The following is a 25477-nucleotide window of genomic DNA, read 5'->3' on the forward strand; positions in this document are numbered from 1 at the left end:
ATCACCACAATTTTTGAATTTTTTTTTGTATTTAATGGGAACAGGTAATAACAAGTTTTGTAATCTCTGGACAGGAAGAGGATTTGTCGTAACCTGAAAGTGCCCAAAGAGTGCAGTTTTGAGAAACAGTTATTGATGAATTATTTGCAGTGGTTTCAATATTAGCGCCTGCTTCATTTTTTTGTTCAATCATTTCCGGAATATAAGGATAATAACCTGATTCATCGGGGGAAGAGGAAGTGTCGAATTCTTCAAAAGAGTAGTATATTCTGACCCAGTTGTTTTCAGGATATGTAGACAGGCGGATTTTTGAACCGGCAGGTATTTCTGCAGAATCTATGAGTTCTTCTTCTCCTGAATAGAATTTTACCGGCATAGGGTAGTAAACGCTGTACAGGTCATTTTTATCTATAGCCGTAGAGTCTGTCAGGGATTCAATTACATTTTCAACTGAGTCAGGAATTTCTGAAAAAAAATCAAAGCCGGTTTCTTCTTCAAGGCTGTCGATGGATACTCTGTAATTGTCCCAGGTGTTTTCAAGGCAGGAAGGATTGTTTGGAATTTTTACAGCTATTGTCCTTGTGTTTTTCGTTATGCGGTCTATATCATCCGTTCCTTCTGTAAGTACAAGAATTACTTTCCAGGTGTACGAGGGAATGTTTATGCCGTTCCATTCCGTACGGAATATTCCGTTTCTGTTTGCAGCTCCTGTTCCTGACGGGCCTGAGATTATGTAAAGTTCTTTGCCGCTTTTTGCAAGATTTCTGCAGTAGCTTTCAAGACTTGCCCATGTGCCGCCGTTATTCTGATTTGTCTGGGGAACCATGTTTGCCATGGTAAAGGTTTCTTCATTGACCTGTGCATCAGAGGTTCTGTCTGCTGAAGGGCACATGTGTCCTCTGTCATAGCCTGAGCCTTTGTAGGAAGAGGCCGTGTTTTTATTGAATGTGTCAGGAATGTTTTCTTCTTCATGAAAAGAATCTGCATCGTTTCTTCCTGAACTTCCCATATCTGAGGAACACAGGTGCCAGCTTACCCAGTTAGGATTTCTTGTTGAATTATTATAGCTTAATGCAAAGGTATTTTTTATAACAAGATAGTTGTCTTTCTGCTCAGGATTCTGTTCCGCAGAAGACGGATTGCCCATGTAAAGGGCTGTATTTTCTTTTTGACCGGTTTCCGTATTCTGTTTTTTTGAATCAGGAGAATTCTGTGAGCAGGAATAAAAGCCGGTCATAAAAATCAGTGAAAGAGAAAAAAATAAAAATACCTTCTGATTCACTGATTTTTTCATGGTCTGATTCCTTATTATTCTGAATATTTTTTTTCTTCGAGAGCATTTTCTACGGTATCAGGAAGAGCTGCAAAGAAGTCGTAGCCGGTAATTTTTTCAATTTCATCGATGGTACAGATGTATGACTTCCAGTCAGAACCTACGTTATGTCTGTTTGGAATCTTTACGGCAATTACAGTGGTGTTTTCTGCCGTAATGCGGGTGCGGTCATTTTCTCCGCTTTTGAAGGCTATGATGATTTTCCAGGTTGAAGTTGGAACTTTTATGCATATTCCGTCTGTAGGAGTTGTTTTGCCGGAAAGGTATGTAACTTCATCTCCGTTTTTATCTGTTGCTTTTAAGTCGTCTTTATAATATGGACCAGAGAAAATATAAGCTTCATTTGCACCACTGGAAACAAGGGTTCTTTCGTAGTTTTCTAATGTTGCCCAGACTTTCTGATTATTGTTGGCTGTCTGTGGAACTATGTTTGTTGTATAGAATGTGCCCTTTGAATCTTCATCGTTACTGTTTCTGTCAGCATTAGGACACATATGACCTCTGTCAAAGTTACCGTTTGTGTAGTCGGTATGTCTTACTTTGTAAAATTCGTCAGGAAGTTTCGGGTTCTGCATGAAATCTCCGTCGTAGCGTCCGCTTCCTAAATCGGTAGAACACAGGTGCCATCCAACCCAGTTTGGATTGTGAGTCTCGTTATTGAACGAAACGGTGTAAGTGGCTTCTTCAAGAAGGTAGTTGGTAAGATAGTCTGCGGCATTTGAATCTGTCGTTGCATTGCTCGGGTTGCCAAAATAAAGGGCGGTGTTTTCTGTTCCCGAAATAGAATAGCTTGCTGAATATCTTTTAGAAAGGTTACCGGCAGCATCCTGGGCAACGACATATACGGTATGGTTTGCGGTTATAGTACATGATGAAGCTTTTGTTGTTATACTGCTTGTCGGATATTTATTTACATTTAATCGTGAATTATCGAGTATATAGTAGAAAGATACACCTTTGGTTTCACAGCTGAAGTTTATTTCTGTTCCTGCGTCTATAACTCCTGCTTCAGGATAAAATGTAATTTCTCCTATTTCTACAGTTTCATCGGATGTGTCTTTGCATGATGTAAATATGGATGTAGAAATCAAAATTAAAGCTGTAGAAAATAGTAGTGTTATCTTTTTCATGTTCATTACCTCTTACATAAAGCTTCGGCTGCAGATGCATGTTTTAGATTGCGGTTGCATAAGATTAATTTTTTTGCCGAGAGTAAAATTATATACCTGTATTATGAATTTGCAATAAAAAAATCTTAAGTATTTTTTAATATTTATTAGAAGAGATAAATTCAGGAAAGAAGATGTTAAGGGAATATAAAAAAAGGGATGTCCAATAAGTTCAAAAAATGTCATTTTCGGGCTCCGACCCGAAAATCTATTTAATTACAATACAAGAGATTGCCGTGTCGAGCACGGCAATGACTTATACTTATTGGTCATCCCCTTTTTGGTATAACAGGGCTTTTAATTCAGATCTTGCAGGAAAATTATTTTATGTTTTTGATGTCGTTTTCTGACAGGCCTGTACATTTGATAACTGTCTGCAGGGAAACCCCTTCCCGCAGGAGTTTACCGGCTGTTTCAACAGCGTTCTGACGGGCACCTTCAGCTCTGCCAGTTTCCCTTCCTTCAGCAAGTCCCTGGGTCCTGCCAGCTTCCCTTCCTTCAGCAAGGCCGGCTTCGCGGGCATATTCCTTTTCTTCTTCAAGTATGTCCATAAAATACATGTATTCATCCTCCATCTCGGGTCTGGATTTTGCACGGAGGGTGTTTTCTTCAAGAAGTTTTGAGAAAGAAGAAGTGGCTTTGGATTCATAAATAAAACGCAGTACGTCCCTTAGTTCTTCGTCCTGAACCCTGCTCCATGCACTTGAATTATAAAATACGGCATGGGTTTTGTCATCATAAATCAGTGCGTCTGTTTCTGTAAAACGGTTCTTCTTCGTGTATACGGGCAGTCCCATTCCGAAAGGATCCTCTTCACAGATGAAGACGATGTAGGTTTCCTTAAGGTTCCTGAATTTAGTGCGGCGCCTTACGGTTGCTACGTCACAGGCTCCCTGATAGTAGCGGGCCCTCAGCAGCAGGTCATCATAGTTGCCGGTCTGGATTTCTATGTCAAAGATTCTGTCGGAATCCTTAACGTAGACATCAAGCCTGATTCCCCTGGATTCGTAATAGTTTTCGATGGTCTTTTCTGATTCAATGTATTCAATTTTTTCGACTTTAATTTTAAGAAGAATCTCAAGCATCTTTCTGCAGATTTCTTCATTTTTCATAACCTTGCAGAAGATAAAGTTGTCCTTAAAAGTCAGGTCCTTCCATGGTCTGGTGAATTGTCCGTTCATGATTTTTACAGCTCCTTTTTTATATATTTTTACATATATATATTTTCACTGAATTTTCAAAATCACCACAAATACAGTCTTCTTTTGCAGTTTTTTCATGGTGAATCTAAAATTTATCTGCAGTATAAAATTGCATGAATGTTAAAAAAAATTAATTGCAAATATCTGACTATGGTATATAATTGATATTCCGCCCTTGATTGAGGGCAGATAAAAGAAAATAAAAAGGGGGATGTGTAATGAAAATTAACACAAATGGTCTTTTTAGAACTTTGTTGCTTGCGGCAGCCTCTATTGTCGCATTAGGATCATGTTCTGGAGGAGGCGGAGGAAGCTCATCCGTTCATATTGAACCGGTTACATTCAGCATTGAAAGTGGCAGAATTCCACAGAATCAGACTGTAAAACTCTCAACAGAGACTGAAGACGCTGATATCGGATGGTCATATACTGAATTTACAGAAAGCGATTGGGATGAAGCTATTTTGAATGCAAATTCAGAAATTACAATAACAGATGACTGTACAGTTTATGCAGTTGCATATATAGGTTCTAACCACTCGGTTATTACATCTGCAACTTACACTGTATGTCCTGTACCGACAAGTGTAAAATTCTATATTGGTGAAGAAGAAGTTACCGAAACTACAAAACTTGTTGCATCCGGTACAAAAGTAACTCTTGGCGGTTCAACTTCTGCTGCAACTGATGCAGAAGGAAATGTTGAAGTTCCTGAAATTTATTATTCTATAACAGCAACTGCAAATCTTACAGAAGCTGACTGTACTGAAGAAAACAAATATACAGCAGGTACAGAAATTGAGATTACAGGAAAGACAACCATTTATGCAATTGCAAAGGGTGTAAACGGAGTTTCTCCTGCTTCAAGCATTACATTTACAGTTCCTGTAGTTGCCCTTACAGATCTTCCTGTTGAAAACGATGTGATTGTAATATCAAACGGAAAGACAACAAAGAATGATGTAACTTCAACTGTCGTAATGGGAACAGGAGACAAGAGCGGAGCATACGGATATAAAAATGCTGTAATCGATTCTACCCTGGCAGGCTTTGCATCAACAGATGATATGATGCGCCTTACTGTAAAAAAGAATAAGGCCGGTCAGTACCTTTTCATTACAGACGGAAAGTATCTTACTACAACAGCAAAAGAAATTCTTACTCTGGAATCTAGTCCATCTATATATTCATTATGGACGATTACAGAAGGAGAAGATGGCATTTTCTATATTGACAATGCAAACCTTTATTCAAACGGAACTCAAATGAGTCTTGAGTATTATAAGAGTAAGTTTACTTCTTACACGAAAGGAACTTCGAGTGCATATCAATTCTATTTCTGGAAGGATACAAGCGTTGTTGCTGACAAAACTGTACTTCCTGACAGTGTAAATACACTCGCAGACGTAACATTCTCTGGAGATACGGACGGCAGCGTTGTTGCAGGTTTGTATATCTATGCTGAATGTGATTCTTACGGAGCAGATTTTTATTATTCAACATCTGCAGAAGTAACCAGTGAAAACTATACAGAGGCTACAAAAGCAGATGGTGGAGAAATTATAATTCCATCTGATGCTGAAGGAAACGTAACAGTTTATGCACTGGCTGTTTTAGGAACTGGTGATAATGCAATGTTCTCAAAACCTGTTACAAAAACATTTACAGTAACAGAAGATACTAATACATATCTTACAAAAGTTGATTCAATTGCTGCCGGTGATGTAGTTTCAATTTTCTATCCGGAAGACAGATATACTCTCGGAAATGCGGCTTCAGATACAGGGCTTGCAGGTTCGGCTGCTACAATGTCCGGAAAAGGACTTGTTAAGACAGATGTACTTGTTGAATGGACTGTAGCAAAAGAAGGTGACAATTTTGTCTTTGTAAACGGAGGAAAATTCCTTACTGCAACAAGTGACGGAAGTTTAACTTTAGATGCATATTCAAAATATGCACTGTGGTCACTTGAAGATGTTACAGGCAGTGATACAAAGAAGATTAAGAGTGTTTATTCTGTATACGGAACAAATAATCGTTATCTAGAATATTACGATGGTGTCTATAAGATTTATACAATCAGTGGCAGTGAAACTCTTTATGAATTTAACTTCTACAAGGAAGCCGGGGCTGCAGCAGAAAATGTTACGTTTTCTGTACTTGATGTTGAATTCAGTGCAGACGGAGTCGTAAATACAGGTACAAAAATTGAACTTTCAACGGCTACATCTGATGCAGAAATCTACTGGCAGTTTATTGCTTCCGGTGCAGAAACTGCTGCTATGACGGCTGCAACTTATGCAACTGCCGGAACAAAGTATGCTGAGGATTCTGTACCGGCAATTACAGCTGCAGGCACATTGTATGCTATTGCTGTGAAAGATGGTTCAACTTCAAGTATTACAAGTGCTGCGTATACAATTGCGGTTATGGAAAAAATAACATCTGATGACTACTCAACAGGTGTTGAGACTACTAATAATTCAAAGAAAGATTCAACTATAGAGGGGAACTATTACACAGCAACACTTGCAATGGGAACAAATACGAATAATAATCCAATATATTATTCGTCATCTCCTTGTATAAAATTTTATGTAAACAATACTCTTTCTATAAAATCTAACGGTGAAAAGAAAATAAATGGAATTCAGATTGTTACAGCTGGAAATTCAAATGATGGGACAATGTCTTTGAGTACAACCGAAGGTACATTGGTTTCTGATTCTGATAATAACCTTACTTGGACTTTGGAAAAAGGAACGACAGAATCAATAACCTTTGTTTGTACAAGAAAAGAAGGTTCTACAAGTACAAAAAATCCACAGTATTGGATAAAAGAGATAACCATAACCTACGCCGCTGATTAACATTCTTTCAGTTGCAGTAAGTGCTGCAGCTGACTGTTAAAGGCAAAAAGGACGTGTTCAAATGAACACGTCCTTTTTTTGTCCATAAGGAAACTTCTACTTAACTTTCAAGATTTCTTCTTCCGAAAGCCCCGTACATTCCTCTATAATTTGTACGGAAACATTTTTCTGCATCAGTTTCCTTGCCGTTTCAATCCTGGCATTCCGTGTTCCTTCGCTAAGTCCAGCTGCATGTCCCCGGCGTTCAGCTTCTTCCGTCTTTACCTGTATGTCCGTTTCGTAGTCATATTCGTTGAATACCATGCTTATCACCTCCGAAGCCTTGCGGCGCAGGTAATCGGGAAGAAGGTTCTGCTTCTGCGCCTTAAGTACTGCCCTTGTCATGAAGTCGGATGCTTTTTCTTCTGCAAGGCAATCTCTATTTAATTTTCAAGATTTCCTCTTCCGAAAGTCCTGAAATCTGTGAAACCTGTTCTACAGATAAAGAAAGCCTGAGGGCATTTCTCGCCGTTTCAATCCTGGCATTCCGTGTTCCCTCTTCCAGTCCGGCTGCATGTCCCCGGCGTTCAGCTTCTTCCGTCTTTACCTGTATGTCCGTTTCGTAGTCATATTCGTTGAATACCATGCTTATCACCTCCGAAGCCTTGCGGCGCAGGTAATCGGGAAGAAGGTTCTGCTTCTGCGCCTTAAGTACTGCCCTTGTCATGAAGTCGGATGCTCCGCTGCTTTTTTCTTCTTCTACAAGGCTGATGAATTTTACATAATTATCCAGCGGCTTGCAAGAAGAAAAGTCCAGCGTACATTCCGGATGCTTTATGTTGAACACCTTTACGTTAAGCTCAAGGGGAACTTCACTTCCTGCCTTTTTATCAATGAAGGAATCTGACAGCCTGAGTATTTTCTGCGGAGGATAGTTCCTGCTTCCGTTGTAGATGACGTAGAACTCCGGTGAAGGAATCATCTTTCGTTCCGTTGAAAACTTAAGCCTTGAATCCACAATCCTTTCATAGATGCGGGAACAATAAATCAGAAAGCGCAGGGGCATGTTTTCGTTTACTGAAGACTGGTGCTCCAGCAGGACGACAAGCTTTCCGTTGACGAGCATGGATATGTCGTTGCAGAAAGACTTGTAGATTACCTGCTCAATCTTTACGTCTTCAAGAACCGTATCTTCAGGCGAAAGTGAATTTCCTGAAATGCAGTTGTACAGTTCAATAAAGTTTTTCTTTCCAACAACTGCATCTTTTGAAAAATAGTCTACGAAGAGACTGTCCTTAACCGTTCGGTTTTCATTTTCTTTTTCCATACATATATATTTGCACTGAATTTTCAAAATCTGCACAAATATGCATGAAAACAAAAATCCCTTTCGGGGAAAGCTTTTGACCTTCTCCCGCATAAATAATGATTTATTATGAAAATATTTAGCCTTGCTATATATTTTAACGAACTTATGTTAAGGGAATATAAAAAAAGGGGATGTCCAATAAGTATGAGTCATTGCCGTGCTCGACACGGCAATCTCTTGTATTGAGGGGGTAGTACAAACCCTCAAAACGGCGAAGTCAAGGCTTTAAGCGTTAGCGTGCCTTGACTCGACGTATTGTAATTAAATAGATTTTCGGGTCTAGCCCGAAAATGACAGTTTTTGAACTTATTGGTCATCTATAGCAGGGCTTTTAATTCAGATCTTGCAAGAAAATTATTTTATGTTTTTGATGTCGTTTTCTGACAAGCCTGTACATTTGATAACTGTCTGCAGGGAAACCCCTTCCCGCAGGAGTTTACCGGCTGTTTCAACGGCTTTTTGACGGGCACCTTCTGCCCTTCCTTCAGCAAGGCCGGCTTCACGGGCATATTCCTTTTCTTCTTCAAGTATGTCCATAAAATACATGTATTCATCCTCCATCTCGGGTCTGGATTTTGCACGGAGGGTGTTTTCCTCAAGAAGTTTTGAGAAAGAAGAAGTTGCTTTGGATTCATAAATAAAACGCAGTACGTCCCTTAGTTCTTCGTCCTGAATCTTGCTCCATGCACTTGAATTATAAAATACGGCATGGGTTTTGTCATCATAAATCAGGGCGTCTGTTTCTGTAAAACGGTTTTTCTTCGTGTACACGGGCAGTCCCATTCCGAAAGGATCCTCTTCACAGATGAAAACGATGTAGGTTTCCTTAAGGTTCCTGAATTTAGTGCGGCGCCTTACGGTTGCAACGTCACAGGCTCCTTGATAGTAGCGGGCCCTCAGCAGCAGGTCATCATAAAAAAAAAGACCGTATCCTGTTACGGATACGGTCCCTGCTGTCAGTTATAAACTGAGTTTATTCAGCTATGAGTACCTGAGGAATTTCGCTCCAGCTTTTGCGTACTGTTCCCCAGTTTTTGAGCTGGTCAATTACAGCGTCACGGAAAGGAATGTATGTGTTGTTTGCAGAAATTGAGCCTGCTTTAATACCTTCAGAGATAACGGTGTATTTATCACCGCCTTCTGCCATAAAGTCATTTACAACACAAGTATATGTTTCGTTATCCTGTACAGTGCGTCCGTCATCAAGAACAATTCTTGTTACACGGGAACCTTCCGGCATTCTTGAAGTGTAATATACTTTTCCGCCTGCAAACTGACCGGCACGGAAACCTACGCTGTTAATTCCGTGGTCAACAATTTTCTTAAGGTCTTTTCCTTTAAGAGTAAGAACAACACCTGTATTATCAAAAGGAATGAGTTCCCACATGTCATTTACTGTAAGTGTTCCGGCTTTTACAGTCTTGCGGAGTCCGCCGCCGTTTGTAACGGCAAAGTCTGTTTTGTACGCAGCCTTCATTGCAGAAGCAATTGTATAACCAAGAGGTGTAACATTTGGAACAGTTTCTTCATGGCTCAGTTCATTTTCTACAAGACAGATTTTTTCTCCCAGCGCTGCCCCATATTTTGCTTTGTATTCAGCGATAAGAGAAAGAATTTCAGGATCTTCTGTAATTGCATCCTTGTTTTTGAATACTTCAATTACATTTCCTTTTGCACTCTTAAGTCCTGCTTCATTGAATGTAAGTTTAATCTGGCTGATTGCACGACCGTAGTTATAAGCCTGAACAACAGGTTTTCCGTTGAGTGTGCCGTTTACATATTCGTGGCTGTGACCGGTTATGATTGCATCCACTCCTTTGAGTTTTGCAACATCTTCGAGTTCAAATTTGTCAGAAACATCATTGCTTGCAGAAACTGGAGTTTTTGTAAGACGGTTTTCGTGACTTCCGATGTGACTGAGAACAATGACAGCTTCAGGAGCATAGCTGGCTTCTACCTTGCGGAGAACCTTGCGGATGCATTCAGCAGGATCGAGGAATTCAAAGTTTTCGATTCTTTTTTTACTTGCAGTGAAGACTGTGTCTTTTGTTGCTGCACCGATGATGCAGATAAGATGTCCGCCTACATAGCAGAGTTCGTATTCTTTGCACCATTCAGGAATTTTACCGGTTCTTTTATCAATGAGATTGCAGGCGATAAAATTAAAGCCGCCGTCTTTTTCCCACTGCTGGAACATCTGGTCTCCCCAGTCAAATTCATGGTTGCCGATTGTACTTGTAACTACTCCGACCTTCTTGAAAAAATCGCTCATGATTTTTCCCTGACTGAGGTTAGAAAGGGCACTTCCCTGATAGTTATCTCCGGCTGTGACAAAAATGCTTTCCGGGTTTGCGAGCTGAAGTTCTTTTATTACTTCGCTGAGTTTTGCTCCGCCAGGATTTTTTCCGGCAAGGTCTTCTTCAATTGTTCCGTGAATATCGTTTACTGCAAAGATGCTGACATACTTTGATTTTCCGTTTTCAAGAAACTGCGATGCAGAGTTTGTTGTTCCGTATGAAGGAATTTTTTCTGCAAACACGCTCATGCTGAGAAGTGCAGCTGTAAAAAATGTAATTATCTTTTTCATTTAGTTTCTCCTTAGTCCGTGTTTTAGTCCAGTTTGATTCTTCCGTTGAGGGTGAAGCTTGAGATGCGTTCATCGTTGTAACGTGAATATGAAGGGGATGTTACATATTCGGCAGAGATTTCAAGCTGTTTAACAGGTGTAAAGGTTACTCCGGCACGAAGCTGTGTAAAATCCATGAATTCCTGTTCAGGAAGATTTGCATAGTCATCCCATTCGGTAAGTTCTGAATTCTTGTAGTAATGAGCTTTTCCAAAGAGAGTAACCGGAATGCTTGTTACGTCTTCAAGAGGAACACTAACTCCTGCTTCAAATCCAATGCCGTTTACTTTTGAATCATACATGAATGCTTCTGCACCGGCTGTAAGGTTTACAATGTCGTAAGCGATAAAGTACTGCGGGTTGAATTCAAGTTTTGCTTTTGCAATTGCTGCTGACTTAAGGTTTGCAATGTAATAGTCAGAGTCAACTGTGTATCCGTAAAAACGGTCTTCTGTTGTATTGTAGGTTTCGTGGCTGAAGTATGCGCTCTTAAGCTGTCCTTCTGCAGAGAGTTTTAATCCGAAGGCACGGGCTGCGGCTTTTGCTGCAAAGGACCATGCACTCTGGTAGTCATCATCTTCTACATCGCGGTCTTTATAGTTAAGGAACATTCCTTCAACAGATGCGTCAAAAGAAACAAATCCTGCTCTTTCGAATGATGCAAATGCGTCTACTGCAAAGTTTTTGTTAGAAACCAGGGCATCGCTGTAGATTCCGTCGATTCCTGCAAAAACATTTGCACTTAATGCTTCCAGGAACAGGTTGTAGCGAACGCCAGCCTTAAATGCAAGTTCTCCTTCAAGACCTTCATAATAATCAAGGGCCATTGTGTCATAGTTTTCTGCAGTCTGTTTTTCTCCGCCTGCAAGACCTGCTGCAAAGTTTGCCTGAAGTCCTTTTATAAGTCCTTTCTTGAGCGAAACGTCAACTGCTGCTCCCCCTTCTGTCTGTCCTGCAAGATAAGAAGTAATGTTCTGTCCTACAGTAAGGCGTTTGCCAAGGAAATCAATTCTAGTATCTGCTACGCCGCCAATGTTTGTTACTTTAATGTAAGCTGAAGAAACTGCATCAAGAGCTTCTGCTGAAGAGCCTGAACCTTTTGCAACTTTTGAGAATTCTTTCTTTGCTTTCATTTTAAGCTGCGCAGTTTTTTTGAGGCTGTCGCTGTATGTCTGATAGTCAATCTGATTTACATCAGAGGTTCCTAAAGAAGAATACTCAACCTGGTCAATTGCAGATGAGATTGTGTATTTAAGATCCTGATAAAGAGCTTCTGCATCTGCCCATTTTGTTGAATCCCAGATAACGTCTTTAGCATTTTCTACAGTTGATCCCTTGATGAACTGATAGCGGCCTGTTGATGAGCCGTATGCTGTTGCAGGCCATGGGGTTCCGTCTGTAAATCCAAGGGCTGCCGGTGAAGGAAGTCCGTATTTTTTCCAGTTTGCTTCGTACCAGTCAATCATCGGCTGGATGAGGGAGTAATGGTTTGTATTGCTGGTTTCTGAATAGCTTGAAGTACCGGTGATTGCATCATTAAGAAGGTTAAGGTCAATGCCAAGACCGACTTCATATCCGATTCCGGAACGGTCTTCAATACCGTCTTCTTTTTCTACAGACCATTCGCTGGCTTTGCTGAATCCGCCTTTGATTGTTACATCAAGGTCTGCATTGTATTCACTGGAAAGACCAGGAATTTCTGAAACTGTTTCGTTTTTGTCAATGTTGAACAGTCCTGATGAGAATGTAACGTCTGCTGAAAATTCAGGATGAAGCGCTGTACTGCTTTCCTGTGCTGCAGCCGGAAGTGCAAGCAGTGCACCTGCGGCAAAAATTGCTAATCTTGTTTTTTTCATATTTTATCCTGCCTTCCTTTTATTTTTTATAGAATGTAAATTCAAATGCATTACCGGTACCGGTTCCGTAGGTTGTGAATTTTTCCGGGTAGTATTCAAGGGCCTGAACAACTCCGGAATTGTTTACGGCAGCTTTATTGTTGATGACGTAAGTTCCGTTAGACTGTTTTTCCAGTGACCAGAGAGAGTAGTCACTTGGAGAGCTTTCAAACGTAAGTCCGGAGTCTTTTGATTTACTTGTAAGGAACTTGTTGTTGAAGGTGAATGTATAGTAACCTTCATTATCTATTGTTACACACACTGCTGCCATTCCGCTTTCGTACGGAATAGGTTCATCAACAAGTGATACACAGCTCAATACACCTGAATTATTGGTTGAACCCATAATTACTTTATTATTTTTCTGAACAATAAGTACTACATCATTATCAGATATTGAATCTGTCTCGATATAGTTTCCTGCTACAATAGAGTTCATGTTATAAGGAGTAATTATGGTTTTGATTTTATAATCTGTATAGCTTGTACCGTCTGCACTGAATACACGGAGTGTAAGCTTACCGGTAGTATCATCTTTTGAAGCAGAAAAATCAATTTCTGTTTCTCCAGATATGATGTTTGATTTCTGTTGCTTTCCGTTTATTACAAGTCTGATATTTCCTCCGTCAGAACTTACAGCAGGACTCTGTACAAGACTTGCATCATCAGAATAAAAGTTAATGGTTATAGAGTTTGTTCCTATTGTTGTTTTGAAAAAATCCTGAGAGTTTTCAAAATTAAAATAGGTGAGGGTTGTTTCTCCAATACTTGTATATGAAGTAGAATTTACTCTCAGTTCTCTGTAACCTGCCGTATTAGATACATCAGCTTTTGATTCTGTAGAAGAAGTTGTAAGCCATTCACTTTCTTTAAATGAAGTATAACGGGTAAACCCTGGTTTTCGCTGCATCTGTTTAGAAAGTCCCCATGTAAGTCCGCTTCCTTCTCCGTCTTCAGGTCCAAGAGCATCAAGAACTTCTCCGTTACAGGTAAGTGTAAATCCGTCCTGTCCGCTGAAAGAGATTATTCCGTTAAAGGAAGCATCACTTATAACGTAAGCAGATGAAGTAAACCATGAACATCTCTGGCTGTAGATAACCAGTGCCTGTCCAGCAGGAAGTGTTATGCCTTCAAGTGGTACGCTTTGGTCCAAGTCTGAGCGGCGAACACCGTTAAGCCATACGTGGCGGTTTAAGTATACGTCAGATAAATCAAGTGTCTGAGAAGAGGCATTTGAAATTTCAAGGAACTGGTTGTTTTCTGACTTATAGCTGAAAGAAGAAGCATTGTAATATTCTGTAAAGAAAAGAGCTCCGGATTTTCTCGTTATCGAAGAACCTTTCTTTTTCAGTATTACTGAATATGTAATGCTTTCGTCTTTTGAAGAAACTGTAACGAGAGTCGGATTATAAGAAAAATCAGTAGTATCTGTAATACACTGTGCTCCTCCTGATACAGAAATCTTCGGTGTCAGAGTTTTACGGTTTGCAGAGCTTTCGTATAAATCAGACGGAACGGTAACAGTAATTGTTTTTGTTTCATCATTTATAGAGCCTGTAAGTGTGCTGGTCAGTACATCAGAATTAGCAGATTTAAGAAATGAAAATTCCGTGATGCGGGCCTGAGTGTATTCATCTTCATCAGAACATGAAATCATTACAGCCGGTACTGCACATAAAAGAAGGGCCGCAAATAATCTGTTTAACTTTTTCATTGCTTCACCTCCTTATTCTATAGTAAATACATCCGGGATTCTGACTAAGTCAGGATCATGGTCAGAAAGATTTACGTGGTTATTGCGCGTAAACATTGAATTGATATGGGGAATAAAACAGTAATCTTTCCATGTTTCATCGTTCTTGTCTGTTTTGTCAGCAAGGGAGAAACCTACCTTGTCCCACAGAGCTTTTGTTACAAAGATGTGGTCAATTTCCTGGAGGTTGCCCTGGAATGTATATGAGAACTGTTCAACGTAAGGCATTGTTTCTTCTACAATGCTCCACATTATCTGATTACCGATTTCGCCTTTAAGAATGCGCTGAGGCGTAGAATATGCAAAGTCATTCATGTCTCCGCCGACAATAACTTTTGCATTTTCATCAATTCCGAGAATTGAGTTTACAAAGTCATAAACGGTTCTTGCCTGTCCGTCACGTTTAACTTCACTGAGAAGGAGTGGCGGCTGGATGTTTCCGTACAGAGGGAAGTCTCCGCGTTTTGAACCCAGGTGGCATCCTACAACAAAGAAGTTCTGGTCAGATGGAGTACCGTCTGCGTTGTTTATTACAAACTCTCCGATTATAGGACGGCGGCTGTTGTTAAAATAGCTTGAATGAATGTAGCACGGGCTTTGCGTAAGGTGAGGATTTCCGTCCGTTCCTTTGTATACGCCTGCTTCTGCTTCTGCAAGGGCCCAGCCCTGAGCATGGTGATTTGCCGTCTGTACCGGCCATTCACTTTCATCAAGTAATGCTGAACAGGTAGAATAGTCGCGGTTTCCGTTGCTGTCCAGACTGCCTCCGTGAGTATTAAAGTAATCGTTTGATGGAAGTCCGCTGTGCTTTGCTGTTACGCGTTCAGTATTGTACATGATTCCTACGCGGATATTAACGCCAGGTTTTCCGCCTGAGTCCTGTTCGTGGGGATCAACGCACATAAAGTCGTATTGCGGTCCGTTATATTTTTTTATTACGTCAATGATTCCGGAGAAGTTTCTTACTGCAGTAACGACACCGTCTTTTTCCGCCCAGGAATTATCCTGATTGTCATAATGAATTGTAGTTGAAGTATCATCACCCATTTCAACAATAACAAGTACATCCGGATAAAGAAGATTGTTCTTTATGACGAGAGCAACATTTTCCTGCTTGCTGTTTGATGAACCCTGAGCTTCATAGTTTTCAATGTTGAATGCAGCTACAGTAAGGCTGTTAAGGTTTGTGTTTCCTTTTGTAGTGGAAGACTCACTGGTCCATTTTGGTGTAAACAGTTCATTAGCATCAAAGGAAGCTGCTTTTGATCCTGTTCTCCATGGAACAGATTTTGTGGTCTTTACTGACTTTGAAGTTGCAGTGCCGTTTCCTGAAGTTTCTGCTGCTACAGCTGAATTTGCCGCATAATACCAGGAATCTGTAATGTCAAAATTCCATTTCTGGTTAGGAACTGTGTTGCCTGTTACGCTTGTAATGACTGCAGTGTCACTTCTTGTATAGTAAGGAGTAGAACTGGTCTGTGCATTTGAAGAACCGGTTACATAGCAGGCAGCTTCATTATTAAGCGGATGTGCCATGTAAAGACCGTCTACCGTATAATCCATTACACCGCGGAAAACTCTTGCACCTGTTGAATCAATAAGATAGTCACCGATCTGTGTAATAGGGTAGAAGGTTGTCCAGTCAACAGCCTGATAGTCTACAAAGAGAACTTCTTCGTTAAAGTCCTGTACTCCGGTTGTTTCGTTTTCCCAGATAACGTTGCCCTGCCACTTTTCGTTGAATGTACGCGGATAACCGTTGATGGAATTTGAATTGTCAGGTGTCAGTCCCCCGTCTGCAAGAACGGAAGTAAGGTTATAGTAAGTTGCTCCTACAACAAGAGGATCTTCAATTCTGATTACCATGCTTTCTACGCTTTCAAGAACGCTGATGGCATCCTTCATAGGAGCGCTTTCGTCGCTGTCTGCCTTTATTACGCGGGCTTCCCTGTAGCCGTCTGTTTCATGTCCTGAAAGCCAGCTGTTTTTTTTGGCAGATGAATATGTAAGTAAAACTCCGTCCGGATAAGCGGCAGTAAGGTTCACATTGTTTTCTGTCTTGTGAAAAACAGTTACTGCATTGATTTCCGTACGGGTAAGGGTTCCGTCTGAAGAGCCGTAGCGGTCAAGGGTTCTTGTTTCTTCTACAACACCGCTTACAACCACAACATCTCCTGCCTGAAGATCTGTAGGAATTCCCTCTTTCCAGTGGGTTTCTTCAGTAGCATCATAGGCATCATCATGAGTATTGATGAAAATACCGTTTGATTTGTTTCCTGAAAGATCTTTGTCTTCCGGAAGGGCTTCAAGGAAGAATCCGTCGTAGCTGAGCCACTGAGGAACAGTAGAACCGTCCTGATCTGTTGTATCATATTTAAAATGTGGTGCACGGTGGCATACCATTGTTACAACACCAGTTACTGTTACGCTTTCGTCTTTCATAGGGCTTTCAAGGGAACTTCCCTGTATATCCGAGATAGTAACCGAATCTCCCTTAACTGCTATGAAGTCTGCATTATAGACAGTTCCTGCTTTTGCTGCTTTTGCAATATTAAGCGTACTGCCGGATGAAACTTCCGAAGCATTTTCATATGTCGGAATGATTGTATAGCCGGACTTCTTTGCTTTTAACGAAACAGAACCTTTTCCGAGTCCGCTTAAGGTATAGGTTCCGTTGGAAGATGTGGTTGCAGTAACTGAAGAAAGGCCTTCTACTGTGATTTCAACACCTTCCAGAGGCGTACCGTCTTCTTTTGCAGTAATCGTTCCTTTTACGGTATAGCGGCCTGTTTTACTGTTTCCGTCCAGTAAGGAACAGGAAGCAAGGGTCGCAAGCATAACTGCAGGCAAGAAAAACAGCACGCATCTTCGCAATGATGAATGAAGCTTTTTCATGCTCTCTCCTATTTTTTTTGTGTCAGACAGCATAAATATGCTGAGAGGCGTATCTTCCATTATGCCATGGTTTGAATGAATAGGAAAGAAAAATTTTAACTAATTTGTAAGAATTTTTATCCTTAAGCCAGTGATTCCCATTTTTCTGTAAGTTCATCAATCTGAGAAGCAAGTTCTGTAATCTGTTTCTGCACGGCTTTTGCTTTTTCTCCATTGGAGTAGACTTCCGGAGAGGCAAGCTGGTTTTCGAGAACAGATTTTTTTTCTTCAAGTTCAGTTATCTGGGATTCGATTTTTTCAAGTTCCTTTTCGGCTTTACGTTTCTGGGCTTCAAGTTTTTTCTGTTCTTCCCAGCTGCGTTTTGTTTCGCTTACAGGACTTTCTGTAACAGTCTGCGATGTCTGTTTTTTTGATGAAGAAGTTTCTGCCGCAGGTATCTCTCCTGCTTCTTCTGCTTCCATACGCTGCATGTAATATTTGTAGTCCCCAGGGAACAGACGGTATTTACCGCCTTTAAGTTCCAGAACTTTTGTCGAAAGATCTTCTATAAAGCCACGGTCATGGCTTACAAAAATAACTGTACCGCCAAAACACTTAAGGGCGTCAAGGAGAACATCTTTTGAATGCATGTCCAGATGGTTTGTAGGTTCATCAAGAATAAGAAGGTTTACAGGCCGTAAAAGAAGTTCCAGCAGGGCAATACGGCTTTTTTCTCCTCCTGAAAGAACGTTTATGCTTTTGTAAACATCGTCCCCTCTGAAAAGGAATGCTCCCAGCATGTCTCTTATTTTAGGTACAAGTTCAAGGGGACACCGGCTTTCCATATAATCAAGAATAGTCTGGGTTCCTGAAATTTTTTCTGCACTGTCCTGACTGAAATAACCGATCTGTACTCCGGAACCTGTTTTTACTTCTCCGGTAAAATCTTTGTCTTCCCCGCAGAGTATTCTTAGAAGTGTAGATTTTCCTTCTCCGTTGCGGCCGCATACTACAAGCCGTTCGTTTTTTTCTATTACAAGGTCAAGGTTGTGAAGTACATCTCCTGATCCGTAGTTTTTGCAGATGCCGTTAAGCGTAAGTACAATCTGTCCTGAATGGGGCGCCTGGGGAAAAGAAAAATGAATTTTTTTAAGATTTTCAGGAATGACGATTTCGTTTTCCAGAAGCTTGTCCAGCATTTTCTGTCTTTCCTGTGCCTGTGCAGCTTTTGTGGCTTTTGCACCGAACCTGTTGATGAAGTCCTGAAGATGCTGTATTTCTGCCTGCTGCTTTTCATATTCAGCAATAAGGGTGTTCAGTTCTATTTCACGAACCTGTTCGTAATGGGTAAAGTTTCCAGGATAACGTTTAAGGTCACCGCCAAAAAGTTCGTATACTTCATTTATTGTATGGTCAAGAAAGTATCTGTCATGGCTTACAAGAAGAAAGCCGCCTTTAAAGTCATCAAGAAATTTTTCAAGCCAGTTGCGGGCTTCGATATCAAGATAGTTTGTAGGTTCGTCAAGAAGAAGAATGTCCGGTCCGCTCATAAGGCATTTGGCAAGGGCTATCCTCATCTGCCATCCGCCGGAAAATTCCTGGGTCTGTTTGGAGAAGTCCTCCCTGTTAAATCCCAGACCAAGAAGAATCTGTTCTGCAAGAGCTTCCCTCCGGTACCAGCCGCTTTCTTCAAGTTTCTGGAGCAGGGCAGAGTGCTCTTCGGCAAGCCTTACGTTGTCCGGGGCTTTTGCCATCTGTTCTCCCAGAGAGTCTATTTTTTCCTGAAGTTCATATCCCCATAAAAATGCTTTGTCTGCTTCTTCTTTCAGAGTGCAGCCTGAGTGAACAAGTCCGCTTTGAGGAAGGTAGGCAACTCTGGCATCTTTTTGAGCAATGCGTTCGCCTGAGTCCGGTTCTACAAGCCCTGCCATTATTTTAATAAGAGTAGATTTTCCTGCACCGTTAGCTCCTGTAAGGGCAGCCTTTGTTCCCGTTGCAAGATTAACAGAGACATCCTTAAGAATGTCCCTGTTGCCAAAAGAAAGTGAAACTTTAGAAAATTGAACGAATGCCATATTTAGTTCTGGAAGAATAAAATCAACGGGTTGGACGGAATGCTTATTTTTGCACTGTCATAAAGCGAAGTTTCTGATTTTGTAACGTTTGCTACAGTAAGGCGAAGTCCATTAGATTCCCGCTTCACAAGGAACGTAAGTTCTTTTTCCATTCCGTTGAAAGTCAGTGTCATTACACAGTCGTATGAACGTTTAAGCGACTGAGGTACAAAATATTTAAATGAAACAGTACCGCTTCCTTCTGCTTCGGAAGTGATGTATGCCGGAACCAGCAGGTCATAGCCGTTCCATGTAAACTCATTGTTAGCTTCAAAAGAAAGAGTTCCGTAACTTGTACTGCGGAAGTCCGGACCTGCACCGCGGATAGTCTTAAAGAGATTTGTACGGCGGGTACGCTCGTCTGCAATGAGGGCAGTTATTCTGATTCCTGCATCAAGGGTTGTAAAGTTGTAGCTGCGTGGAGTACCTTTTTCGTTAGTGTACTGAACAACGATAGATTTTGCATTTCTTACGGTTACCTGGAAAGGTGAATTGTTGAATCTGTAAACGTTGTTACTTGTTTTTGTAACTCCTTCAAATGGGGAAGAAACTGTAATCCCCGGAAGGTTGAGTTCAACATTGCCGGAGTCAAGTCCCGTGTCAAAACCGTAGTTAGGCTGCATTCCGTCAAGGTTGATGTCTCCGCTCTTTATCATTGCCGAGTAGTATTCAGGGTACCATTTTGATTCGAGCATTCCGTCCAGAATGTCGTCTGTTTCCTGAACATGGGCTTCTTCTGCACCGTCACCAAGAGAACCGTCTGCATTCATTGTAAACAGCCTCAGGTTGTGGCTGAAGCACCAGCCTTTTGTTCCTTCTGAAGTAAGGACTGCAAGCCATTTTCCTTCAAGTTTCTGTGAACCTGTGGTTGGTGCAACACCTTTTCCTTCGTATAGAACACGGAGTATTTCATCTTTTCTTAAACGGTAAACCTGTTTTGATGTGTTAAGGGCAGCTTCCCTTATCGGAAGACCGTCCAAAATACATTTTGCATACTGATGTTTATAGTTCTTGTATTTTTTTGCAGTTACGGAAGCTTTTTTCTTAGATTCAGGCTCGGATATCTTCCACAGTGGAATCTCGATTTTTGTTTTTGAACCAGGTACACCGATTACGTATACATTGTTTATGTGGGACTTTAAGTAAACGGGAACTATGGTTCCGTCTGCAACTGCTATTTTTTCTCCTTTGTTTTCTTCATGAATGTTCCATAAGACTACACTGTAGCCCATTATTTCTGAGGAACAGGAAGTCAGAGCGAGAAAAACTGAAGCAAGCAGAGCCGAAACTGAAAGTAAGAAAGCTTTTTTCATTTATTAGTCCTGATATTTTTTTATGATGATACAGCCGTTGTGTCCTCCAAAACCGAGGGAAGCACTGGCTGCTGCATTTATTTCTGCACTTACTCCTACATTTGGAGTGTAGTTAAGGTCACAGCCCCCTTCAACATCCTGATTATCCAGGTTAATTGTAGGAGGAACAAAACTGTCCTGAATTGCCTTTACGCAGAACATTGCTTCAATAGCGCCTGCAGCACCTACAAGATGTCCAGTCTCGCTTTTTGTTGAAGAGATGTGGAGCTTTTTTGCATGCTCACCGAATGCAATTTTGAGCATTGCAGTTTCTCCGCAGTCATTGGCATGGGTAGAAGTTCCGTGGGCATTGTAGTACTGGATGTCTTCCGGTTTCATTCCTGCATCGGCAAGAGCTTCCGTTACAGCAAGGGCTGCACCGCTTCCGTCTTTGAGGGGAGCAGTAATATGGAAGGCATCGTTACTGGAACCGAAACCTGCTACTTCCGCATAGATTTTTGCTCCGCGGGCTTTTGCGTGTTCAAGTTCTTCAAGAATGAAGATTGCAGAACCTTCAGACAGCACGAAACCGTTGCGGTCTTTATCAAAAGGACGGCTTGCCTTCTGAGGTTCATCATTGTGACCTCTTGAAAGTGCCTGAAGAACTTCAAAGCTGGCAATTGAAAATTCCGTTATGGCAGCTTCCGTTCCTCCGGAAATACATACGTCACATCTTCCGCTTCTGATAACGTCAGTTGCAAGACCGAGGGCATCTGTTCCTGATGCACATGCCGTACCTAAAGTCCAGCTGAATCCCTGGAGTCCGTAGTAAATGCTTACGTTTGCCGCAGCTTCGTTGCTTATCATGAGAGGAGTTGTAAGAGGTGGAAGACGGGAAGGTCCTGCAGCAGGATCATCAAGTTTTCTGAAACCTTCTGAGGTTGCGTCTATTCCGCCGATACAGCATCCTAAAAGTACGCCGGTTTTCTGTTTCTGAAGTTCTTCTTTTGTGTATCCTGAATCTGCAATAGCCTGTGCAGCTGCTGTAAGGGCAAATTTTGTAAACCGCGCCATTTTTCTTGTAGCACGGCTTGAAATTCCGTATTTTTCCGTATCAAGATTCTTTACTTCCCCTGCAATCTGAACTTCAAGACGGGAAGGGTCAAAGAGGGTAACTCTTCCGATTCCGCTTTTTCCGTTTTTAACTGAATTCCAGGCTTCGTCAACAGTATTTCCTACAGGAGACACAACTCCCATTCCTGTAATTACAACTCTTCTTCTTTCCATAATATAATAACTCCGTAAAATAAAAATGAATCTAAGGTCAGCGGATTTTGAAGAATATTCCAAGAACCGCGATAGAAATCATAATCTGAATCAGCATGAACTTAATCAGAACCTGTGTAGGCGACCATCCGTGGTTTTTTCTCATGTGGTCGTGAAGAGGAAACCTGATGTTTGTAAGGATGCTTATGTGGAGGAATCTCTTGAGGGCGACTTTCAGAAGTCCAAGTCCTCCGTTTATACAGATGATTGTTGATGTAGCAAGGAACATGAGCGGGTTTCCGCTGAGAAGGACGCATACTCCCGTAAAGAAGCCAAGTGCCCGTGAACCTGCATCTCCCATAAGGACTGAACTAGGATAAGAATTATGCCAGAGATATCCCATTACGACTCCGGCAAAACTGAAGCACATTACAGAAAGATGTGCTCCCAGGTGAAGTCCCAGTTTTTCTTTACCGTTAAAATAAGGCCCCAGATGGTCTCCGTCAAAAATTACCTGAGGTACGTGAAGGCTTGCGGCAATATTTGCATGACCAAGCAGTATATAGAAGATAGTTCCCATTATAAGCAGGCCTATGAGTACGAGGGAAGAACTTAAGCCGTCAACTCCGTCGGTGCAGTTAGTTGTATTTACAGAAACCCACAGGAGGATTATGGTAATGATTACGTAAAGCCATGCAGGAACGGCAACCGGAGATTTTATGAAGGGAAACCAGAAATGAATCTGTCCGTCTGGAGAAGACTGCTTTAAGGCATGTGCCATTATGATTGCCATTGCCGTAACGATTACAAAATCAAGAAAAGCCTTTATGTATTCTCCCCAGCCTTTTTCACTGCGGTCATCAAGATATCCCGTGAGCATCATGCACCAGGTAAGGAAAAGAATTCCGCCTGTAAGGTAGTTCAGTGGAATCAGGAGGAAACTGAGTATTACGAATACCGTTACAAAGAAAACTCCCGCTCCAGTAGGTTTGCCTTTGGAGACTTCCTTGGACAGTGTAAAATCTCTGCCTCTGTCACTAGGAAGATATTTGTAAAAAAGAGGAAGCAGATATCTTACAGACAGAAAACCTGCATATAAAGCGATTACAATCAGGACAGAATACATTCTGAAAAGTCTTAGCGGTGTGTTCTGAAATGCATCGGTACCAAAAAAAATTCCCAAATAGTAAAGCATTTTTATTTTCCTAAAGTTCAAGTGTAGCAGAAAACGCATATATTTGGAAGTGGCGCTTCTTCAGGCCCTGCTGCCCTGCCGGGATCATTGCGATTGTTAAATTACAGTTAAGCAGTTTTTTAATTTTTGAAGTAAAAAAAACGCTGACTTATAATGAAGAAAATCTAATGCTATTTAAAAAGAATCTGATGGAGGCTAAGCATGGTTGAAAATCATAAGAAAGGCATAAAAATCGCAACTAAACTTGTCAGTCTTATTGCCGGAGTAATTCTGCTCAGTTGTGTTATTGTTGCAGTAGTAAGTCTTTCTGTTTTTTCTACAAGACAGATTGCCGCTACTGAAAAGCAGCTGGAGCATTCGGCTGAAGGTGCCATGTCTGTAATGGAAGACTGGGCTCTTACCCTTCACGGATATGCAACTATATCTTCCCTTAATACGGAAATCATTCAGGCTGTCCGGGAGGGCAGGATTGATGTATTGAAAAAAGAGATTGAGGAATATGAAACTTCCCTTGATTACGATTATGTGGCTTTTGTAAACGAAGAAGGCGAGGTTATTGTCGGTGGAGAAAACGGCTTTTTCCCCGGAGAGAATCTCAGAAAGAATTTTGCTGTAGAAAAAGCACTTTATGGACTTGAAGCCAGAGCATTTGAAAGAAATTTCGGTGGAACTGAAGGATATTCGTTACTTTATGCTTCTTCAATTGAATATGAAGGAGATGTTATAGGTGCTGCTGTTTTTGCCTATGAGCTTACATCGGATGATTTTATAAAAGTAATGAAAAGCAGCTATGATGTTGAATGTACAGTATTCTCAGGGGATACCCGCGTAAAATCCACGATTCCTAATGTGGAGGGAACTGTTCTGGACAATAAAAAAATCCTGGATTCCGTTCTTTATAATGGAAATACATATACGGGAGAAAACCAGATTGGTGGAGAAGATTATTATTCTGTTTACGCTCCGTTAAAAAATGACGACGGCAGTATAAAAGGAATGCTTTTTATAGCAAAAAGTCTGGCTGACATTACTTCAATCAAGACTCAGACAGTAAAAATTATCGTTCCCTTAATTGTCGGGGTAAGCGCAGTTCTCATGACCCTGAGCTATCTTTTTGTAAGGTGGTTCATGAAGCGGATTGAGAATGTTTCGGTACAGCTTGAAGAAATGGCAACGGGGGAAGCGGATCTTACTAAACGTATTACCCTTAAAGTTGTTGATGAAATCGGTATGCTCGTCATTAACTTTAATAAATTCTGCGACAAACTCCAGACAATCATCGGAGAGACAAAAAAATCCAAGGAAGAACTTAAGGTTGCCGGCGACAATACGAACATCAGCATTCAGGATACTGCAAGTGCAATAACCCAGATTATTGCAAACATAGAAAGCATTTCACGGCAGATTTCCACCCAGTCACAGAGTGTTCAGCAGACGGCAGGGGCTGTAGATGAAATTTCTTCCAACATTGAATCCCTTAACCGCATGATAGAAAACCAGTCTGCAGGCGTTACCCAGGCATCAGCAGCAGTAGAAGAAATGATCGGAAACATAACCTCCGTAAATAATTCCGTAGAAAAAATGGCGGACTCTTTTGTTGAGCTTGAAAGCAATGCAAACACCGGATTTACAAAACAGAATGATGTAAATGAACGCATCCTTCAGATAGAGCAGCAGAGTCAGATGCTTCAGGAAGCAAATGCGGCAATCTCAAGCATAGCAGAACAGACTAACCTTCTTGCCATGAACGCAGCAATTGAGGCAGCTCATGCAGGAGAAGCGGGAAAGGGTTTTGCGGTAGTTGCAGACGAAATTCGAAAGCTTTCAGAAACTTCATCGGCACAGTCAAAGACAATCGGAAACCAGCTTAATGCCATAAAATCTTCTATTGGAGAAGTAGTTTCCGCATCCAATGAATCCCAGAGTTCCTTCTCTATTGTTTCTAAAAAGATTCAGGAAACAAATCAGCTCGTCATGCAGATTAAGGGGGCTATGGAAGAACAGAATGAAGGTTCAAAGCAGATTACTGATGCCCTCAAGACGATGAATGACAGTACGGAAGAAGTAAGGAGCGCATCTGTAGAAATGGCAAACGGAAATAAAATGATTCTTGAAGAAGTGCACCGTCTTCAGTCAGCTTCAGTTGCAATGAAGGATGGTATGGATGAGATGTCTTCCGGGGCAAAGAAAATCAATGATACCGGAGCAAATCTTGCAGAAATGTCCCGTCAGATTACTTCTGCAATCGGAAAAATAGGTTCTCAGATTGATTTGTTCAGGACATGAAGTTTTTGACAGTTCCTGAAGTCCTATAAACTAAAAAAAACTCTGTTAAGTACACCTCCGGAAGTTGGACGAATATAGTTCAATCTCAGGAGGTGTTTTTTTTTATTGAAATATTTAAATCTCGTACTATACTTAAAGTATAGGATAAAATTTACAGATTCTTACCATAATAAATGTGCTGTGTAGAGGATTTGTATATAGCTGCGTATTTTTAATGTTATTAGACCTTTTCATAATTTCGGTTTTATGTTGTT

The 25477-nt window shown here is 41.0% G+C and carries 16 protein-coding genes; 2 read left to right on the forward strand and 14 right to left on the reverse strand.

Features of this window, described 5'->3' with window-relative positions:
• Positions 1-31: 31 nt before the first annotated feature.
• The 3 genes from HNP77_RS00305 to HNP77_RS00315 form a co-directional block, all read right to left on the reverse strand.
• Positions 32-1294, reverse strand: coding sequence for a DNA/RNA non-specific endonuclease (locus HNP77_RS00305; protein ID WP_184651166.1), 1263 nt, complete (start codon positions 1292-1294; stop codon positions 32-34).
• A gap of 14 nt (positions 1295-1308) precedes the next feature.
• Positions 1309-2463: a DNA/RNA non-specific endonuclease gene (locus HNP77_RS00310; RefSeq protein ID WP_184651167.1), complete on the reverse strand. Its 1155-nt coding sequence runs from the start codon at positions 2461-2463 to the stop codon at positions 1309-1311.
• 359 nt (positions 2464-2822) lie between these two features.
• On the reverse strand, positions 2823-3683 hold the full coding sequence (locus HNP77_RS00315) for an Rpn family recombination-promoting nuclease/putative transposase (RefSeq protein WP_184651168.1): 861 nt from the start codon (positions 3681-3683) through the stop codon (positions 2823-2825).
• A gap of 239 nt (positions 3684-3922) precedes the next feature.
• On the opposite strand from HNP77_RS00315, the gene HNP77_RS00320 reads away from it, so the two are divergent.
• Positions 3923-6574 (forward strand): hypothetical protein, encoded by a 2652-nt coding sequence (locus HNP77_RS00320; protein WP_184651169.1) that lies wholly within the window; start codon positions 3923-3925, stop codon positions 6572-6574.
• Between the two features lie 96 nt (positions 6575-6670).
• Here HNP77_RS00320 and HNP77_RS00325 read toward each other — a convergent pair whose 3' ends face one another.
• The 11 genes from HNP77_RS00325 to HNP77_RS00375 form a co-directional block, all read right to left on the reverse strand.
• A complete protein-coding gene (locus HNP77_RS00325; RefSeq protein WP_184651170.1) occupies positions 6671-6958 on the reverse strand; it encodes a hypothetical protein in 288 nt (95 codons plus the stop codon).
• Between the two features lie 34 nt (positions 6959-6992).
• Positions 6993-7880, reverse strand: coding sequence for an Rpn family recombination-promoting nuclease/putative transposase (locus HNP77_RS00330; RefSeq protein ID WP_184651171.1), 888 nt, complete (start codon positions 7878-7880; stop codon positions 6993-6995).
• Between the two features lie 396 nt (positions 7881-8276).
• Entirely contained in the window at positions 8277-8882 is a 606-nt protein-coding gene (locus tag HNP77_RS00335) for an Rpn family recombination-promoting nuclease/putative transposase (protein WP_184651969.1), read from the reverse strand.
• A gap of 13 nt (positions 8883-8895) precedes the next feature.
• Positions 8896-10509: a bifunctional metallophosphatase/5'-nucleotidase gene (locus HNP77_RS00340; RefSeq protein WP_184651172.1), complete on the reverse strand. Its 1614-nt coding sequence runs from the start codon at positions 10507-10509 to the stop codon at positions 8896-8898.
• Positions 10510-10532: 23 nt separating this feature from the next.
• On the reverse strand, positions 10533-12404 hold the full coding sequence (locus tag HNP77_RS00345) for a hypothetical protein (protein WP_184651173.1): 1872 nt from the start codon (positions 12402-12404) through the stop codon (positions 10533-10535).
• A 19-nt stretch (positions 12405-12423) separates the two neighbouring features.
• Positions 12424-14157, reverse strand: coding sequence for a lamin tail domain-containing protein (locus HNP77_RS00350; RefSeq protein ID WP_184651174.1), 1734 nt, complete (start codon positions 14155-14157; stop codon positions 12424-12426).
• Positions 14158-14169: 12 nt separating this feature from the next.
• The gene (locus tag HNP77_RS00355; protein ID WP_184651175.1) at positions 14170-17091 is read right to left on the reverse strand and encodes a carboxypeptidase regulatory-like domain-containing protein; all 2922 of its coding nucleotides are present in this window, start codon (positions 17089-17091) and stop codon (positions 14170-14172) included.
• A gap of 122 nt (positions 17092-17213) precedes the next feature.
• Positions 17214-19145 carry an ABC-F family ATP-binding cassette domain-containing protein gene (locus tag HNP77_RS00360; RefSeq protein ID WP_184651176.1) on the reverse strand — a complete coding sequence of 644 codons (1932 nt, stop codon included), beginning with the start codon at positions 19143-19145 and terminating at the stop codon, positions 17214-17216.
• A 2-nt stretch (positions 19146-19147) separates the two neighbouring features.
• Entirely contained in the window at positions 19148-20497 is a 1350-nt protein-coding gene (locus tag HNP77_RS00365) for an SH3 domain-containing protein (RefSeq protein WP_184651177.1), read from the reverse strand.
• Between the two features lie 3 nt (positions 20498-20500).
• Positions 20501-21763 carry a beta-ketoacyl-ACP synthase II gene (gene fabF / locus HNP77_RS00370; protein ID WP_184651178.1) on the reverse strand — a complete coding sequence of 421 codons (1263 nt, stop codon included), beginning with the start codon at positions 21761-21763 and terminating at the stop codon, positions 20501-20503.
• A 37-nt stretch (positions 21764-21800) separates the two neighbouring features.
• Positions 21801-22937, reverse strand: a complete 1137-nt coding sequence (locus tag HNP77_RS00375; RefSeq protein ID WP_184651179.1) for an MraY family glycosyltransferase — start codon at positions 22935-22937, stop codon at positions 21801-21803.
• A gap of 201 nt (positions 22938-23138) precedes the next feature.
• Between HNP77_RS00375 and HNP77_RS00380 the strand changes: the two genes are divergently transcribed.
• Entirely contained in the window at positions 23139-25223 is a 2085-nt protein-coding gene (locus tag HNP77_RS00380) for a methyl-accepting chemotaxis protein (protein WP_184651180.1), read from the forward strand.
• Positions 25224-25477 lie beyond the last annotated feature (254 nt).

Source organism: Treponema rectale (genome assembly GCF_014202035.1).
Lineage (GTDB): Bacteria > Spirochaetota > Spirochaetia > Treponematales > Treponemataceae > Treponema_D > Treponema_D rectale.

Coding starts and splice junctions, on each gene's coding strand:
- HNP77_RS00325 (WP_184651170.1), bottom strand. CDS start 6,958: ATGACAAGGGCAGTACTTAAGGCGCAGAAGCAGAACCTTCTTCCCGAT.
- HNP77_RS00355 (WP_184651175.1), bottom strand. CDS start 17,091: ATGAAAAAGCTTCATTCATCATTGCGAAGATGCGTGCTGTTTTTCTTG.
- HNP77_RS00320 (WP_184651169.1), top strand. CDS start 3,923: ATGAAAATTAACACAAATGGTCTTTTTAGAACTTTGTTGCTTGCGGCA.
- fabF (WP_184651178.1), bottom strand. CDS start 21,763: ATGGAAAGAAGAAGAGTTGTAATTACAGGAATGGGAGTTGTGTCTCCT.
- HNP77_RS00330 (WP_184651171.1), bottom strand. CDS start 7,880: ATGGAAAAAGAAAATGAAAACCGAACGGTTAAGGACAGTCTCTTCGTA.
- HNP77_RS00305 (WP_184651166.1), bottom strand. CDS start 1,294: ATGAAAAAATCAGTGAATCAGAAGGTATTTTTATTTTTTTCTCTTTCA.
- HNP77_RS00360 (WP_184651176.1), bottom strand. CDS start 19,145: ATGGCATTCGTTCAATTTTCTAAAGTTTCACTTTCTTTTGGCAACAGG.
- HNP77_RS00350 (WP_184651174.1), bottom strand. CDS start 14,157: ATGAAAAAGTTAAACAGATTATTTGCGGCCCTTCTTTTATGTGCAGTA.
- HNP77_RS00375 (WP_184651179.1), bottom strand. CDS start 22,937: ATGCTTTACTATTTGGGAATTTTTTTTGGTACCGATGCATTTCAGAAC.
- HNP77_RS00345 (WP_184651173.1), bottom strand. CDS start 12,404: ATGAAAAAAACAAGATTAGCAATTTTTGCCGCAGGTGCACTGCTTGCA.
- HNP77_RS00340 (WP_184651172.1), bottom strand. CDS start 10,509: ATGAAAAAGATAATTACATTTTTTACAGCTGCACTTCTCAGCATGAGC.
- HNP77_RS00365 (WP_184651177.1), bottom strand. CDS start 20,497: ATGAAAAAAGCTTTCTTACTTTCAGTTTCGGCTCTGCTTGCTTCAGTT.
- HNP77_RS00310 (WP_184651167.1), bottom strand. CDS start 2,463: ATGAAAAAGATAACACTACTATTTTCTACAGCTTTAATTTTGATTTCT.
- HNP77_RS00380 (WP_184651180.1), top strand. CDS start 23,139: ATGGTTGAAAATCATAAGAAAGGCATAAAAATCGCAACTAAACTTGTC.
- HNP77_RS00315 (WP_184651168.1), bottom strand. CDS start 3,683: ATGAACGGACAATTCACCAGACCATGGAAGGACCTGACTTTTAAGGAC.